At 58.2% G+C, this 15,398-nt stretch carries 12 protein-coding genes, 1 tRNA gene and 2 pseudogenes; 7 read left to right on the top strand and 8 right to left on the bottom strand.

Annotated features, from left to right (window positions below; translation table 11 throughout):
- Positions 1-13: 13 nt before the first annotated feature.
- Both ACVWZP_RS30055 and ACVWZP_RS30050 read left to right on the top strand, forming a co-directional pair.
- Positions 14-799 (top strand): sulfite exporter TauE/SafE family protein, encoded by a 786-nt coding sequence (locus ACVWZP_RS30055; RefSeq protein ID WP_017845884.1) that lies wholly within the window; start codon positions 14-16, stop codon positions 797-799.
- 22 nt (positions 800-821) lie between these two features.
- Positions 822-1,574, top strand: coding sequence for an SDR family NAD(P)-dependent oxidoreductase (locus tag ACVWZP_RS30050; RefSeq protein WP_017845883.1), 753 nt, complete (start codon positions 822-824; stop codon positions 1,572-1,574).
- A 438-nt stretch (positions 1,575-2,012) separates the two neighbouring features.
- Here the strand turns inward: ACVWZP_RS30050 and ACVWZP_RS30045 are convergent, their stop codons facing one another.
- On the bottom strand, positions 2,013-3,530 hold the full coding sequence (locus ACVWZP_RS30045; protein WP_457370373.1) for an efflux transporter outer membrane subunit: 1,518 nt from the start codon (positions 3,528-3,530) through the stop codon (positions 2,013-2,015).
- A gap of 87 nt (positions 3,531-3,617) precedes the next feature.
- Here ACVWZP_RS30045 and ACVWZP_RS30040 point away from each other — a divergent pair, with 87 nt between their 5' ends.
- The 3 genes from ACVWZP_RS30040 (at position 3,618) to ACVWZP_RS30030 (ending at position 8,620) form a co-directional block, all read left to right on the top strand.
- Positions 3,618-4,238 (top strand): TetR/AcrR family transcriptional regulator, encoded by a 621-nt coding sequence (locus ACVWZP_RS30040; RefSeq protein ID WP_046382597.1) that lies wholly within the window; start codon positions 3,618-3,620, stop codon positions 4,236-4,238.
- A 177-nt stretch (positions 4,239-4,415) separates the two neighbouring features.
- Positions 4,416-5,537: an efflux RND transporter periplasmic adaptor subunit gene (locus tag ACVWZP_RS30035; protein ID WP_457370372.1), complete on the top strand. Its 1,122-nt coding sequence runs from the start codon at positions 4,416-4,418 to the stop codon at positions 5,535-5,537.
- Entirely contained in the window at positions 5,534-8,620 is a 3,087-nt protein-coding gene (locus ACVWZP_RS30030) for an efflux RND transporter permease subunit (RefSeq protein WP_457370371.1), read from the top strand. The genes ACVWZP_RS30035 and ACVWZP_RS30030 overlap by 4 nt, the downstream gene beginning before the upstream one ends.
- Before the next feature lie 834 nt (positions 8,621-9,454).
- On the opposite strand, the pseudogene ACVWZP_RS30025 reads toward ACVWZP_RS30030, so the two are convergent.
- From ACVWZP_RS30025 to ACVWZP_RS30000, 6 genes and pseudogenes are all read right to left on the bottom strand, one after another.
- Positions 9,455-9,637, bottom strand: a pseudogene (locus tag ACVWZP_RS30025) (hypothetical protein); the annotation flags it as partial.
- A gap of 40 nt (positions 9,638-9,677) precedes the next feature.
- The gene (locus ACVWZP_RS30020) at positions 9,678-10,082 is read right to left on the bottom strand and encodes a hypothetical protein (protein ID WP_017845876.1); all 405 of its coding nucleotides are present in this window, start codon (positions 10,080-10,082) and stop codon (positions 9,678-9,680) included.
- A gap of 10 nt (positions 10,083-10,092) precedes the next feature.
- Positions 10,093-10,617, bottom strand: coding sequence for an EndoU domain-containing protein (locus ACVWZP_RS30015; protein ID WP_288078964.1), 525 nt, complete (start codon positions 10,615-10,617; stop codon positions 10,093-10,095).
- A 98-nt stretch (positions 10,618-10,715) separates the two neighbouring features.
- Positions 10,716-10,931: pseudogene (locus ACVWZP_RS30010) on the bottom strand (ParA family protein); the annotation flags it as partial.
- Between the two features lie 122 nt (positions 10,932-11,053).
- A tRNA-Asn gene (locus ACVWZP_RS30005) sits at positions 11,054-11,129 on the bottom strand.
- 83 nt (positions 11,130-11,212) lie between these two features.
- Positions 11,213-12,097: a LysR family transcriptional regulator gene (locus ACVWZP_RS30000; RefSeq protein WP_301556458.1), complete on the bottom strand. Its 885-nt coding sequence runs from the start codon at positions 12,095-12,097 to the stop codon at positions 11,213-11,215.
- Positions 12,098-12,198: 101 nt separating this feature from the next.
- Here ACVWZP_RS30000 and lldD point away from each other — a divergent pair, with 101 nt between their 5' ends.
- Positions 12,199-13,341 (top strand): FMN-dependent L-lactate dehydrogenase LldD, encoded by a 1,143-nt coding sequence (gene lldD / locus ACVWZP_RS29995; RefSeq protein WP_288078967.1) that lies wholly within the window; start codon positions 12,199-12,201, stop codon positions 13,339-13,341.
- 304 nt (positions 13,342-13,645) lie between these two features.
- On the top strand, positions 13,646-14,572 hold the full coding sequence (locus tag ACVWZP_RS29990) for a GGDEF domain-containing protein (RefSeq protein ID WP_046382591.1): 927 nt from the start codon (positions 13,646-13,648) through the stop codon (positions 14,570-14,572).
- A gap of 21 nt (positions 14,573-14,593) precedes the next feature.
- On the opposite strand, the gene ACVWZP_RS29985 is transcribed toward ACVWZP_RS29990, so the two are convergent.
- Positions 14,594-15,364: a TenA family transcriptional regulator gene (locus ACVWZP_RS29985; protein WP_186355089.1), complete on the bottom strand. Its 771-nt coding sequence runs from the start codon at positions 15,362-15,364 to the stop codon at positions 14,594-14,596.
- Positions 15,365-15,398: the final 34 nt, after the last annotated feature.

Raw genomic sequence — 15,398 nt, 5'->3', positions numbered from 1 at the left:
AACAGGTACCACCATGGAATTACTCGGATCGTTCTGGGCCCAGCACTGGATACTGGCCATCATGCTGCTGGGCACAATCGCTTTTGTCGCCGGCTTCGTAGACAGCATTGCCGGAGGGGGCGGGCTGTTCCTAGTGCCCGGTTTCCTGCTGGTGGGGCTGCCGCCGCAGGTAGCGCTGGGCCAGGAAAAGCTGGTCAGCACCCTAGGCACTCTGGCCGCCATCCGCAACTTCTTCGCCAACAGTAAGATGGTGTGGAAAGTGGCGCTGGTGGGCGTGCCGTTCGCGCTGCTGGGCGCTTACATGGGCGCCCACCTGATCGTGTCGATTTCCCCGGAAACCGTGGGCAAGATCATCCTGGCGCTTATCCCTCTTGGCATCTTGATCTTTCTCACGCCCAAGGACCGGCCGGTACAAGAGCACACACTCAGCAACCGCATGCTCTTCACCGTAGTGCCCCTGACCTGCTTGGTCATCGGTTTCTACGACGGCTTTTTCGGGCCGGGCACTGGCAGCATGTTCATCATCGCCTTCCACTACCTGCTGAAGATGGACCTGGTGTCCAGCTCGGCCAACTCGAAAAGCTTCAACTTCGCCTCCAACATTGGCGCGCTGGTCGCCTTCATTGTGGCCGGTAAGGTGGTGTACCTGCTGGCCCTGCCACTAGTGGCCTGCAACATCCTGGGCAACCACATAGGCAGCGCCCTGGCCATCCGTAAAGGCAACGATGTTGTGCGCAAGGTGCTGGTGCTTTCGATGCTTTGCCTGTTCGCCAGCCTTGGCGTGAAGTACCTGGCTTGATTCAACCCTCAAGGAGAACCTGATGAAAACTGCATTTGTGACCGGCGCTTCGGCTGGCTTCGGCAAGGCCATCTGCCGCGCATTGATCGCTGACAATTACCGCGTGATCGGCGGCGCCCGCCGCGCAGATAAATTGGCGGAACTGAAGCGCGAACTGGGCGAGCACTTCATTGCCCTGCCCCTGGACGTGACAGACGCCGCCTCGCTGGACGCGGCTTGCGAATCGATTCGCGACTCGTCGCTGCACATCGACCTGCTGGTGAACAACGCCGGCCTGGCACTGGGTATCGACCGCGCCCAGAGCGCCGATGCCAAGAACTGGGAACGCATGATCGCCACGAACGTCACCGGCCTGGCCATGGTCACCCACAAGCTGCTGCCGGCCATGGTGGAAGCTAACAACGGGCTGATCATCAACATCGGCTCCATTGCCGGCACGTATCCCTACCCGGGCGGCAACGTATATGGCGCCAGCAAGGCCTTCGTTAAACAGTTCAGCCTGAACCTGCGCGCAGACCTCGCAGGCACCAGGGTACGGGTCAGCAACATCGAGCCGGGGCTGTGCTCGGGCACGGAATTTTCACTGGTACGCCTGGCCGGTGACCAGGACGCGGTGAACGCGCTGTACCGCGACGTGGAGGCAATCCGCCCTGAGGATCTGGCCAACACGGTAGTGTGGATCGCAGGCCAGCCGCCGCACGTGAACATCAACTCGGTGGAAATCATGCCGGTAGCCCAGAGTTACGCTGCGCTGAACATCGCCCGCAACCTGTAGCCCGGGCATGCCGGTGGCTGGCACCAGGGCAGGGATTTATGCCGGGCCAAGCGCTCCAAGCGTTGCTATAACGCGCCACTACCCATGAAGGAGTCTTATGGATACCGCGCGACACCGCCAATACCCTGCTCGCTTTCCGATAGTCGCCCGTGAGTGCAGCCTTACCTAGGCCGTGGCCAGGCGAAACGACTGCAGTGACTTTCATGGGGCTTACCTCTGAATCGAAGGATCAGAGACGCATTCATGCTGTTCACGCTGTGCGCTTTGATCGCCCTGGCGAAATCCAAGGCAAAAAAAAGCCTGCATCTCTGCAGGCTTTTCTCAATGTCTGGCTCCACGACCTGGACTCGAACAGAAAAATAAACATTTGTTCTACAATGAAATTATTCTGTTTTTTAGTCTATACATCCCTACGATCATCCTGATCCAGCCCGTATTTTATTGGAGTTCTTTCGATATCCCTGGATCAGGAAAAAACATTCGAGCTTCCGCTCTTTTTGAGACAACGCGAGCATCTGAGTCATCTCGCTGCCAACCGCCGCCCAATGCTTTGAACGTGGCCACTGCAGCGCGAGCCGATTCAGTTTGTGCCTGGGCTCTGCCATCAGATGCCACTAGGAGATGTTCATCGGCATCCAGCACTTCGATCAAGCTGACCACGCCTTTTTCATAGGCGGCAAACGATGTCGCTCTGGCTTTCGCATACGCCGACTCGCCCTGGGCGAGCTGGGTCGATTGTTGCTCGCGGTTGATCCGTGCCGAAACAGCGCTTTCCACATCTTCGCAGGCCCGCAGAACGGACTGGCGGTAAGCGGCCAAGGCTTCGGCTTCCTGGCCCTTTGCCAAATCAATCTGGGCGTTGATGCGGCCAAAATCGAACAGCCGCCAGCGTAATCCCAGTGCCGCCGAAGCCTGACTGGCGCCGTTGCTGAACAGGTTCGCGCTGGATACCGATGTAGCACTGCCGAGCAGCGCAGCCACAGACAGTTTGGGGTAGTACTCGGACATGGCTTCGCCGATACGCGCGCTGGATGCCGCAAGACGGCGCTCCGCGACGATCAAGTCTGGACGCCGACGCAGCAGGTCGGCAGGAGCGCCCATGTCCGAGAGGCCTGGCACCTCAGGGATGGGCGCCAGCTTAGTCAACTGCGCGCTGTAAGTGCCGGGCGCCTTGCCCAACATGACATCCAGCGCATTCATTGCCGTGTCAATGCCTGCTTGCAGTACCGGCACGGTGGCCTGCGCTTGGCTCAGCGCGCCTTGGGCCTGGTTCAACTGCAGTTCAGCCGCCAGGCCTTTTGCGTAAAGATGTTCGATGGTGGTGAGCAGTTGTTGTCGTGTGTCGACTTGCCGCCGGGCAATTTCCAGGCGTGCTTGCAGGCCACGGATGCTGATGTAAAGGTCGGCTGTTTGCGCGACCACTGCCAGGCGTGTGGCAATCGCTCCGGCTTGCGAGGCCTGATAATCGGCGAAGGCCGCTTCTTTACCTCGGCGCAGCCCGCCAAACACATCCAGCTCCCAACCGGCATTCACGTTCGCCTCATAGGCACTGCCGTAGCGATTATAGGAAGGGTCTGAATTCAGCACTTGGCCCAACGGCGTCTCCAATGACTGACGGGCTCGGGCCGCTTGACCGTTGACGGTAGCCGACGGCAGGAGGGCTGCGTTAGCTGCGCCCAAACCGGCGCGAGCCTGCTCGATCCTTGCGCTTGCCTGGGCTAAATCGAGGTTCTGTTCAAGTGCTCGATTTATCAGTTGACTGAGTATCGGGTCATTAAATGCATTCCACCAAGCAGCGAGATCGGCATTTGCGGCGTCCACTTGTCGTGCCTTGGACGTTTGCGCCGAGAAATGCTCGGGCAATTCCACACTGGGTTTTGAGTAGTCGGGGCCCACTGCGCAACCTGCAACCATACCCAAACACAGTAAGACGGCGAAACGAAGAGGAGGATGCATGGGGTACCTGCGAAAGGGTCGATTTGTGACGATATTACAATTTGGTCACAAGTTGTCAACCACCGTTGGGATGAGTAAGCTGCTCGCATGAATCAGCCATCAGTTTCTTCGCCCAGCGCCCGTGGCCCAGCCGATCACGACATTCGAGACCAGATTGTTGCGGCGGCCAACGAACATTTCAGTCAATACGGTTATGGCAAAACAACGGTTTCTGACCTAGCCAAGGCCATCGGCTTTTCCAAGGCTTACATCTACAAATTTTTTGAATCCAAGCAGGCGATTGGTGAAGCAATCTGTACAAATTGCCTGACTGAAATCGTTACGGCAGTGGAGCAAGCCATCAATGTAGACGGCATCTCGCCGACCGAACGTTTTCGGCGCCTGGTCAAAACCTTAATCGCTACAGGTGTGAGCCTGTTCTTTAACGACCGTAAACTCTACGATATCGCAGCGTTCTCCGCGTCGGAGCGATGGCCCAGCTCACAAGTCTATGACGCTCGGATCAAGAGCTTCGTGTTGCAAATCGTGCGTGAGGGGCGAGAGCTCGGCGAGTTTGAACGCAAGACTCCGCTGGACGAGACGGTAGAGGCGATTCATCTCGCTCTGCGGCCCTTCATCAATCCTCTGCTATTGCAGTACAACCTCGATTTTGTTGAAGAAGCCCCTTCTCTCATCTCCAATCTGGTTCTGCGCAGCCTGATGCCTTAAACCTCTGCTGACGGATGCGCTGCGCATCCGTATCAGCGTGTGCGCCTGAAAAAACTGGCTATCGAGCCTCTTTGCTTTGCTCTGATCAAGTGAGCGACGTTCATTCATCTCGGCAGTGACTATTGACAGAAATGGTCACTTGAATAAGCATGGTGCATCCGCTACCGAGAGGTCTTTATGATCCAGCGCCACCGCATGTCACTCATTTTCATTGTCTTGTTGCCGTTTGCCCTAGCGGCCTGCAACGAGGCCACGCCCGCCGATCCTCGCCTTCAAGTGCCCTTGGTACGCATCGGCGTGGTTCAACCCTCCGCGCCTGCAGCACGGGTATTCACCGGTATCGTCGCGGCTCGAGTTCAGAGCGATCTCGGTTTTCGGGTGCCAGGGAAAGTCTTGGAGCGCTTGGTGGACTCTGGGCAGAGTGTCAAACGTGGGCAGCCACTCATGCGTATCGATGCCAACGACCTGACGCTGACCGCGAGGGCGCAGCAGGAAGCGGTGCTGGCCGCTATGGCTCGAGCCCGGCAGACCTCCGATGATGAGCTTCGCTACCGTGATTTGGTGTCCGTCGGTGCGGTATCTGCCTCAGCTTACGCAGGGATCAAAGCGGCTGCCGACTCGGCGAAAGCTCAGCTAAACGCTGCCCAGGCTCAGGCTGATGTGGCGAAAAACGCGACCGGTTATTCGACGTTGGTGGCGGATGCTGACGGGGTGGTAGTGGATACCTTGGCGGAGCCGGGACAGGTAGTTGGCGCAGGACAGAGGGTGGTACGCGTTGCCCATTCAGGGCAGCGCGAGGCCGTGATCCAGTTACCCGAGACGCTACGTCCTGCGCTGGGCTCGGCGGCGACGGTTGAGCTCTACGGGCAGAACCAGCGTGCAGGCAGCGCCCGCTTACGTCAGCTGTCCGACTCTGCGGACCAACAGACCCGAACGTATGAAGCGCGTTATGTGCTGGAGGGGGCGCTCTCCAACGCCACCCTGGGTTCGACTATCTCAGTGTCTATCGCTGACACGGATGTTGCTGATGCCAAGGAATTACAGGTGCCCATGGGGGCCCTCTACGACGCGGGTAAAGGCCCGGGTGTCTGGCTGGTTGAGGGAGAACCGGAGCATGTGGTGTGGCGCCCGATCAAGGTTCGCAGCTTGAACAACGAGGCCAGTGTGCGCGTGACGGGTGATCTCCAGGTGGGTGATCGTGTCGTCGCATTGGGTGCACACCTATTGAATGAGGGAGAGAAGGTCAGGACTGAACTTGCCGGTGCCACGCAAAAAACGGTGGTTGAGGTGAGTCGATGAGCGGCTTCAATCTTTCGGCGCTGGCAGTACGCGAGCGCTCAATCACCCTGTTTTTGATCCTGCTGATTTCTGTGGGTGGGTTGTACGCCTTCTTCAAACTGGGGCGTGCGGAAGACCCCGCATTCACCATTAAACAAATGACGGTGGTCACAGCCTGGCCTGGGGCGACGGCCCAGGAGATGCAGGACCAGGTGGTAGAAAAGCTGGAAAAACGCATGCAGGAACTGCGTTGGTACGATAGGACCGAGACCTTTACCCGGCCCGGCTTGGCATTCACCACGGTTTATCTGCTCGATAGCACGCCACCCTCAGCCGTCCAGGAGGAGTTTTACCAGGCGCGCAAGAAAGTCCTGGATGAGCAGAAGGGGTTGCCGTCTGGGGTGATCGGCCCGATGGTCAATGATGAGTATTCCGATGTCACCTTCGCGCTCTATGCGCTCAAGGCCAAGGGCGAGCCGCAACGTCTGTTGGTGCGCGAAGCCGAGAGCTTGCGTCAGCGTTTGCTGCATGTAGCGGGTGTGAAGAAGGTCAACATCATCGGTGAACAGGCCGAGCGCGTTTTTGTCGAGCTGTCCTACGAGCGCCTGGCGACGCTGGGCATTTCTGCACGAGACATCTTCAGTGCGTTGAACACGCAAAACATGATAACGCCGGCCGGTTCGGTAGAAGCGAAGGGACCCCAGGTTTTCATCCGCCTGGATGGCGCGTTTGATGACCTGCAGAAGATTCGCAATACCCCGCTGACAGTGCAGGGCAGAACCCTCAAGTTGTCCGACGTGGCTGAGGTCAAGCGCGGTTATGAGGACCCCGCGACATTCCTGGTACGCAACAACGGCGAGCCAGCACTGTTGCTCGGCGTGGTCATGCGCGATGGCTGGAACGGTCTGGATTTGGGGAAGTCGCTGGACGCTGAGGCAACAGCGATCAATGAGCAGATGCCTTTGGGCATGAGCCTGACCAAGGTCACGGATCAGGCGGTGAATATTGACGCATCCGTCAACGAGTTCATGGTGAAGTTTTTTGCTGCCTTGGGCGTGGTGCTGCTGGTGTGTTTTCTCAGCATGGGCTGGCGTGTCGGCGTTGTGGTTGCCGCAGCGGTGCCGCTGACCCTGGCGGCCGTGTTCATTGTCATGGCGGCCACGGGCAAAGACTTCGATCGAATTACCCTGGGCTCGTTGATTCTGGCGCTGGGACTGCTGGTGGACGATGCCATCATTGCCATTGAAATGATGGTGGTGAAGATGGAGGAAGGCTACGACCGAATCAAGGCCTCCGCTTATGCCTGGAGCCACACGGCCGCGCCGATGTTGTCGGGGACGTTGGTGACGGCGATCGGCTTTATGCCCAACGGTTTTGCCAAGTCGACCGCTGGTGAGTACACCGCGAACATGTTCTGGATCGTTGGCATTGCGCTGATCACTTCCTGGGTGGTGGCCGTGGTGTTTACCCCTTACCTGGGCGTCAAACTGCTGCCGCAGATCAAGGTGCCTGAAGGTGGGCATACAGCGATTTACGGTACACCGAACTACCAGCGTTTCAGGCGCCTGCTGGGCAGTGTGATCCGCCGCAATGGCCTGGTGGCGACATCCGTCGTGGGCTTGTTTGTTGTTGCGATTATGGGCATGGGCGTGGTCAAGAAGCAGTTCTTTCCAACATCCGACCGACCTGAGGTGCTGGTTGAGGTGCAGATGCCTTACGGCACCGCTATCGAACAGACTGATATGGCGGCGGCCAAGGTCGAGGCGTGGTTGACTCAGCAGCCGGAAGCCAAGATCGTCACCGCTTACATTGGCCAGGGCGCGCCGCGCTTCTATTTGGCGATGGCCCCTGAGCTACCCGATCCATCCTTCGCAAAAATCGTCGTCCTGACGGCGAATCAGCAAGAGCGTGAGGCGCTCAAGATTCGGCTCAGGCAAGCCACGACCGATGGTTTGGCGCCTGAAGCCCGCGTGCGGGTGACGCAGTTGGTATTCGGTCCTTACTCACCGTATCCGGTGGCCTTTCGAGTGATGGGCGCCGACCCCGCAGTGTTGCGGGATATCGCCGCGCAGGTGCGTGAGGTCATGACCGCCAGCCCCATGATGAGGACCGTCAACACCGACTTGGGCGAGCGCGTGCCGGCACTTCATCTCACGCTGGATCAGGATCGCCTGCAAGCATTCGGCTTGACCTCGACCGATGTCGCGCAACAGCTGCAATTTCTGCTCACGGGGGTGCCTGTCACCGAGGTGCGTGAGGACATTCGTTCGGTTCAGGTGGTCGCTCGCTCCGCTGGTGAGACGCGTCTTGATCCATCGAAAATTGCCGCCTTCACGCTGACCGGCGCCCAAGGCCAGCGCGTGTCGCTGTCCCAGGTAGGGACGGTGGATGTGCACATGGAGGAACCCATTCTGCGGCGGCGTGATCGGACGCCGACCATCACCGTGCGCGGTGACGTGGCTGAAGGTCTTCAGCCTCCCGATGTCTCCAACGCCTTGATAACGCAGCTGCAGCCCATCATCGAAAAACTGCCGGTGGGCTACCGCATTGAGTTTGCCGGCTCGATCGAAGAGTCGGGTAAAGCGAACAAGGCATTGCTGCCGTTGTTCCCGATCATGATTGCGCTGATGTTGCTGACCATCATCATTCAGGTGCGCTCGATGTCGGCAATGATGATGGTGTTCGCCACCGCGCCTTTGGGCCTGATTGGCGTGGTGCCAATTCTGCTGTTGTTCCAGCAGCCGTTCGGGATCAACGCCTTGGTGGGATTGATTGCCTTGTCAGGGATTCTGATGCGCAACACGCTGATCCTCATTGGCCAGATCCACTCTAATAAGCAAACCGGTCTGTCGCCTTATGACGCAGTGGTCGAAGCCACTGTGCAGCGTGCGCGGCCAGTGATTCTCACGGCATTGGCGGCGATGCTGGCGTTCATTCCGCTGACCCATTCGGTGTTCTGGGGAACGCTGGCGTACACCCTGATTGGCGGTACGTTTGCCGGCACAGTACTGACCTTGGTGTTCCTGCCAGCGATGTACACCCTCTGGTTCAAGATCAAGCCCGAGCCCGCGCATGAGCTTGCAGCGAACACTCATGTTGCTTGATACCTGCGGGGGCCTGGGGCGGCACCATCATCTGCATCGCTGTGACCGTGCGAGCCGCCGGACGCTAATCGCACTTTGGGAGAACCACCACGGTGTGGCGTAGCCTTAAAGGTTCTGGCTACCGGGGTTGCTGTCAACGACAGCGTTTTGCCCGACCTTTTCTACGCCTGGGGAGAATTCGGCTCAAGGCTCGAATTGTTGGGCGTTCTGCGGCTGCGGATGAAATTATCCACCGATGGAAATCAGAAGCGCAGCTCGCTGGAGCGTACAAACACGTGCAGCGACAGCAAGACCGTCAGCCGGGTAAGCGCGCGGCCTTTATAGGTGTCGATCCGTTCCCGCAATTCAGGCAAGCGCGATAAGGGTTCTACCCTTGAAATGGCTGGCACCCACCGGGGTCCGACAGAACGCCAAAACGAAAAAACCCGCCAGAAGACGGGTTTTTCGGGGTGTTCAGAGATTTTGAAAGCCTTCTCTGAAACCTTGTCTGGCTCCACGACCTGGACTCGAACCAGGGACCCAATGATTAACAGTCATTTGCTAGCTGTTAGTCGCAACGGTGCCACGGAAGAACGTGGTGGAGATATAGGGTTGCTGCATAGCGTGAGCCGCATGAGCGCAGCACGCCACGAAAGTTAGTCGGGTTGAATTGGGTTGTCAAAGCGTGGCAAAGCAATGATCTGTAGGAAAAGGAGGCGCCCGCTGTCAGTTGTCGTGCAGCCTCGAGTGCGTGTATGAACGGGTCGAGTTCCACATGGCGGACTTCAAGGCCGCAGCAGTTCGGAATAAAGAGGACTGGGGACCGAATAAAGGCGACAGTTTTATTTAAATTCCGATCAGGCCGCTGTTGGAAAGGTCGTTGCTGGAATTCGCCGACAGGTTATTGGTAGCACACGGCGCGCCGGCGTTAAGCAGATCTTCACCGGCTATCAGGTTCGGATTGTTACCGGCGATCAACCCGCCCCTCGGCGCGAGGCGATTGTCGGCCCGGGCTAGATAGAGCACCGGCACTAGGATTTGCGCGTCATCTACCTCGTTCTTCCTTTCTCCACAATTACTACTCACTTAACTTCTTAGCCAATGTAGTCTTCATTAGCTTTAACGTTCGATTCCCTTCCTTAAAACCCTCATTTAGAGCGAGTATGGCCTGCGACCTATCGAAAATATAGCCAGCTAAAAAAATTGATTCAATTGATTCAATTGCATGAATGACAACCGATTCCTCCTCAGCCTTTAGAAGCGCTAACAGAATACGCAGAGCCCGCTCATCATTCGAGTCCCCAAGGGACTCCGCGCACCGACCTCGCCACATTTCAGACTTCACTGAAAGCGCATACTCAAGTTCACCCCAACTCAAACTATCAAACTGAGAGATTTTGGAGGCTGCGATATCAATACCTACATCCGACCAATAATCTTCTGACCCTATCGAATCCAGCAAAAATTCATACTCTTTAAACATATTTCACCTATCAAAATTTCGTTGGATCCGTGCATCCTCTGCCACAAGGATAGCCAGCAGTAACGCGATCCCCCACCTTGATCACCTCAACTTTAACACCGTTAACTGTCGTTTGATGCAACGAGGCACCATCGGATCTAGTCGCGAGCGCCGGGCCATTTCCGGTAGCCCGAACAGCACTCATAGTTTGCGCATCAGTCCACGATGCGGGAAACAAGGTACTCGTTTTAATCTTCGAAACATTTCCATCAGTAAATTGCGCCACTAATTTGGCATTTCGTGTCCCATCCACGTTACTTGACAACACCTCCACAGCATAATCGGGGTGTGTATTGCTTATTTCGCCCGAATGAGCACCGATAATTTCGTTCTTCGGATTCCCTGAAGGGGTGGTTTTACGCTCACCATAAAGGATCTTCTGCTCCATTTCCGCAGGTATGAGGGTTTTGCTGATAGGTGAGTAAGGACCTACGATTTCATGCGCATCGAGCGCATCACCACCATTTGCAGATGCTACAGGCTTCTTGCCTGGCAACAGAACCGACGCCCCCTCTCCACTTGCAAGTTTCGAGGCGCCTTTGAATAGCGCAATTTCTATGGCTGCCCGCGCAGCCGCGGTCCCATAGTCACGCAGACCTGGTCGGCCCGAGTCTCGTTATTCGCGATCAGTTGATAGGTTCCACCAGGCGCCTCATGCGATAGCGCATAGAATGAGGACAGAGACGGCTGATTATCCAGATCAATGAGCAGGGTGCGGATCCCTGCATCGGCGCAGAACGCGCCCAGATTGACGCCGACCGTGGTTTTACCCGGCCCGCCTTTGGTTGAAACGACTGCAGCGACTTTCATGATATTTACCTCTGAATCGTAGGATTAGAGACGCATTCATGCTGGTCACGCTGTGCGCTTTGATCACCCCGGAAAAATCCAAGGCAAAAAAAAGCCTGCATCGCTGCAGGCTTTTTCCTATCTGGCTCCACGACCTGGACTCGAACCAGGGACCCAATGATTAACAGTCATTTGCTCTACCAACTGAGCTATCGCGGAATTCACCGTATGTTACTGATTAAAAAGGACAAGTCAAGCACTACCTGGCATTGCCGAACGCAATCGGATAACCCGTTCGGCTTTTACCCTACGTGGGTCATTTCCTTGGCCAGGTCCAGCCAGGCGCGCGCTGCGGGTGGCAGGTGGGCGCTGGCGCGCCAGGCCAGGGCGATGTGCCAGTCGGTGTGGGGTTCGTCCAAGGGGATCAGGGCGATGCCGGCGTGCTGGTGCTTGTGCGCGAGCATGCGTGGCAGGAAGGCGACGCCCAGCCCTGCCGCCACCAAGTCGACGATGAAGTCGATCTGCCCACTACGGGCGGTGACGCGGGGCGTCACGCCCTTGCGTTCGCAGGCAGCGAGGATTAATGCGTTCAGGGCAAAACCGGCTTCGAACAGAATGAACGGTGAATCCGCGAGGTCGGTGAAGTCGATGCGCTTGCGCCGCGCGAGCGCATGGCTCATGGGCAGCACGGCCATCAGCGGCTCATTGCGCACGGGCTGGTAGTCAAAGCCATCGTCTACCGGCAGCAACAGGGCCGCCAGGTCGACCTCCCCGGCTTCCAGGCATTCGTGCAGTTTTTTGCTGCCGTGCTCGGTAAGTTCGATATCGATGTCCGGGTAGCGGTTGCGGTAGGTGGCGAACATAGACGCGAACAACACGCCGCATCCCACCGGCGGCAGGCCGATGCGCAGCACGCCGCGCTTGAGGTCGCGCAGGTCGTTGATCTCGGCGACCAGATCGCTGCGTTCGGCGAGCAGCACCAGGGCGCGGCGGTAGGCAATTTCGCCTGCGGCGGTAAGTTCGTTCTTATGCCCAAGACGATTAAGCAGCGGCGCGCCCAGTTCTTCTTCCAGGGTCTTGACGGCCTTGCTCACCGTCGACTGGGTCAGCGACACCACCTGCGCCGCCTGGGAAAACCCGCCCTGGCGCACCACCTCGACGAAGACACGCAGTGTTCTCAGGTTCATTGGTATTCCTTTTGCGACTGGGCACTAGCGATAAAAGTTGTTTTTATCATGCCAGAAGTTTGCTTACCGTACCCCCCCTTTGCCCTGTGGAGTCACTGCTCATGATCATTTCGTCGGCATCCGATTACCGTGCCGCCGCCAAGCGCAAGCTGCCGCGCTTCCTGTTCGACTACATCGACGGTGGCGCCTACGCCGAACACACGATGCGTGCCAACAGTTCGGACCTGGCCGAGATCAGCCTGCGCCAACGCATTCTGCGCAACGTGGATAGCCTGAGCTTGAAGACCACGCTGTTCGGTCAGGAACATGCCATGCCGATCATCCTCAGCCCCGTTGGCTTGACCGGTATGTACGCACGGCGCGGCGAGGTGCAGGCGGCCAAGGCGGCGGCCAACAAGGGGATTCCCTTCTGTCTGTCGACGGTGTCGGTGTGTTCGATCGAGGAAGTGGCGTCGCAAAGCGCGCAGTCGATCTGGTTCCAGCTCTATGTGCTCAAGGACCGCGGCTTTATGCGTAACGCGCTGGAACGGGCGCAGGCCGCCGGGGTGACGACGCTGGTGTTCACCGTCGATATGCCGACGCCGGGCGCGCGTTACCGCGATGCACACTCGGGCATGTCCGGGCCGTATGCCTCGGCGCGCCGGATGCTGCAGGCCGTCACCAAGCCACAATGGGCCTGGGATGTTGGCGTGCTGGGCCGCCCGCACGACCTGGGCAATATCTCCAAGTACCTGGGCAAGCCCACCACCCTCGAAGATTACGTCGGTTGGCTGGCCAACAACTTCGACCCGTCGATCAGTTGGAAAGACTTGGAGTGGATACGCGAGTTCTGGAAAGGCCCGATGATCATCAAGGGCATCCTCGACCCGCAGGACGCCAAGGACGCAGTGAGCTTCGGCGCCGATGGCATCGTGGTCTCCAACCATGGCGGCCGCCAGTTGGACGGCGTGCTCTCCACCGCCAAGGCACTGCCGCCCATTGCCCAGGCAGTCGGCGATGACCTGACGGTGCTGGTGGACTCCGGCATCCGCTCCGGGCTCGACGTGGTACGCATGCTCGCCCTGGGCGCCAAGGCATGCCTGTTGGGACGTTCGACCGCCTATGCGTTGGCCGCCGAGGGCCAGCACGGGGTGGAAAACCTGTTGGATATCTTCGCCAAGGAAATGCGTGTGGCCATGACGCTGACCGGCGTGACGTCGATCGAGCAGATCGACGCCACCACGCTGGTTCAGTACGGCGGGTAAAACCGCCGTCACCTGCCAAATAACTGACATCCTTTCGCCATGGCTGTTTTTGACCCCATAAACAGCCTTTGATTTATAAGGATTTTATTCAAAATAAAACAAAGTGGCATGAATCTCGCTCTAGCCCTTTCAAGCAGGTTAAGCGATGACAAGACGTGTGGCAGTGCCCAAGGGTTATAACCCCTGGCAAAGCGGTTTAAACTGTTTCCAATGTTTTACGGAACTGAAGGAACAGTAAGACGCTTGGCACTCGCCACTCTCATCGAGCCTGTAAGACAGCTAAGTGCTTAGAGGCCGACTGCTTATGAAAAACCCGCCCCAGCTCCACGCAATTGACTTCGACAGTGCCAAATTGCAACGCCTGGGCTTTAGTCAGTCATCCCCTCTCTCGCACCGCCCCACCACGGTTGCTCAACTGCGCCAACAACTGGGCCTGCAACTGCAGACCAGCCTGGAACCGCAATGCATCCTCGGTCTGTTCTTTCGCGAGATCCAGCGCCTGGTGCCCCTGGACGCTCTGCACTACAGCCATCAGGCCAGTGACCTGCGCCTGGAATTCGGCCATCGCGGCCATCATTCGGTGAGCTACGCCTTGAGCCATGAAGGCGAACATCTGGGCGAGCTGGTATTCCGTCGCAACCAACGTTTGATGGAAGAAGAACTGAGTCAACTCGAATCACTGCTGGCCACCCTGCTCTACCCGATGCGTAACGCCCTGCTCTATCGCGCCGCGACCCGCAGCGCCCTGCGTGACCCGTTGACCGAAACCGGCAACCGCATCGCCATGGACCAGACCCTGCAGCGGGAAATCGACATGGCGCGGCGACACTCGACCCCGTTGTCCCTGCTGATGCTCGACATCGATCACTTCAAACGCATCAACGACACTCACGGCCACGCGGCCGGCGACAAGGTACTGCGCGCCGTGGCTGCGTCGATCAAGGGCCAGTTGCGCAATGTGGACATGGTGTTCCGCTTTGGCGGGGAAGAATTCCTGATCCTGCTCTCCAACACCGGCCGGGATGCGGCGGCGGTCGTCGGCGAGCGCCTGCGCCAGGCGACACAGGCCCAGGAATATTGGGCGGATGACATACGCATCGATCTGACGGTGAGCCTGGGCTGCTCGACGTTGTTGCCTGCCGAGTCTGCCGAAAGCCTGTTACGTCGGGCCGACAGCGCCTTGTATGTGGCCAAGCGCGAAGGTCGCAACCGCTTGGCAATGGCGGGGTAAACCCCCGCCACGCGTTTCACATCACGCTTCGCTGGCGACGCGCACCAGGCGCTCGCGAACAGGCGCGGCCGCCGGTTTGTCTTTCTCCAGGCGCATGCAGTTTTCCAGGAACAGGTACATGTAGTTGTAGCTCTTGCACACGGCCTGGCGCAGCTCTGCCTGCAGTTGTCGGCTGGGGTTCGTACCGGCCAGGGTGCAGACGATTTCCAGCGCTTCCCAAGGGTGGGCATCGTCGTACTGGGCATGCATCTTCAGCCACTTCATCGCGCGCTTGCGGTCTTCCTCGGGGAAGGCTGCCGCATAAACGCCGGTGGAGCACACCAACGCGGACCACTCCCCCGTCGCGCCCTCGATGGCGTAGTTGGTGGCGGCGATCGCAACGATCAACGAATCGGCCGAACTGGTGTGCCAGCACCAATGGCTCAGTGCATGCAATTCCGGGGGTACGTTCTGTGCTTGCAGGTCTTCGAGGCTGACGCCGTGGGCGCGGGCCCAATGCAGCCAGTAATCGGCGTGGTTCAATTCCACCCGAATATTGCGCATCAGCCAACGCCGCGCCATATCCTCGCCAGGATGACGGGCAAACTTGGTCTTGGTGAGGTTCTGTGCCATATACAAGGCAAACTGTTCGACCACCGGCCAGCCACCGATCAGGTATTGGCGCATGGTCTTGGCGCTCAGCGTGTTATCACGCATGCGCTGATACAGTTCGTGTTCGACAACTCGGCGCTTGCTCTCGCTACAGTCCTGGATCAATTGCTGAGCCCAGGCGGGGTAACTCGAGGCTTCCATAAGCGGGCCGGTTCGGTTGAAGGTGTCGATCACT

The sequence above is a fragment of the Pseudomonas sp. TE36184 genome (genome assembly GCF_054060055.1).
This window is presented reverse-complemented; position numbering and strand designations above follow the sequence as displayed.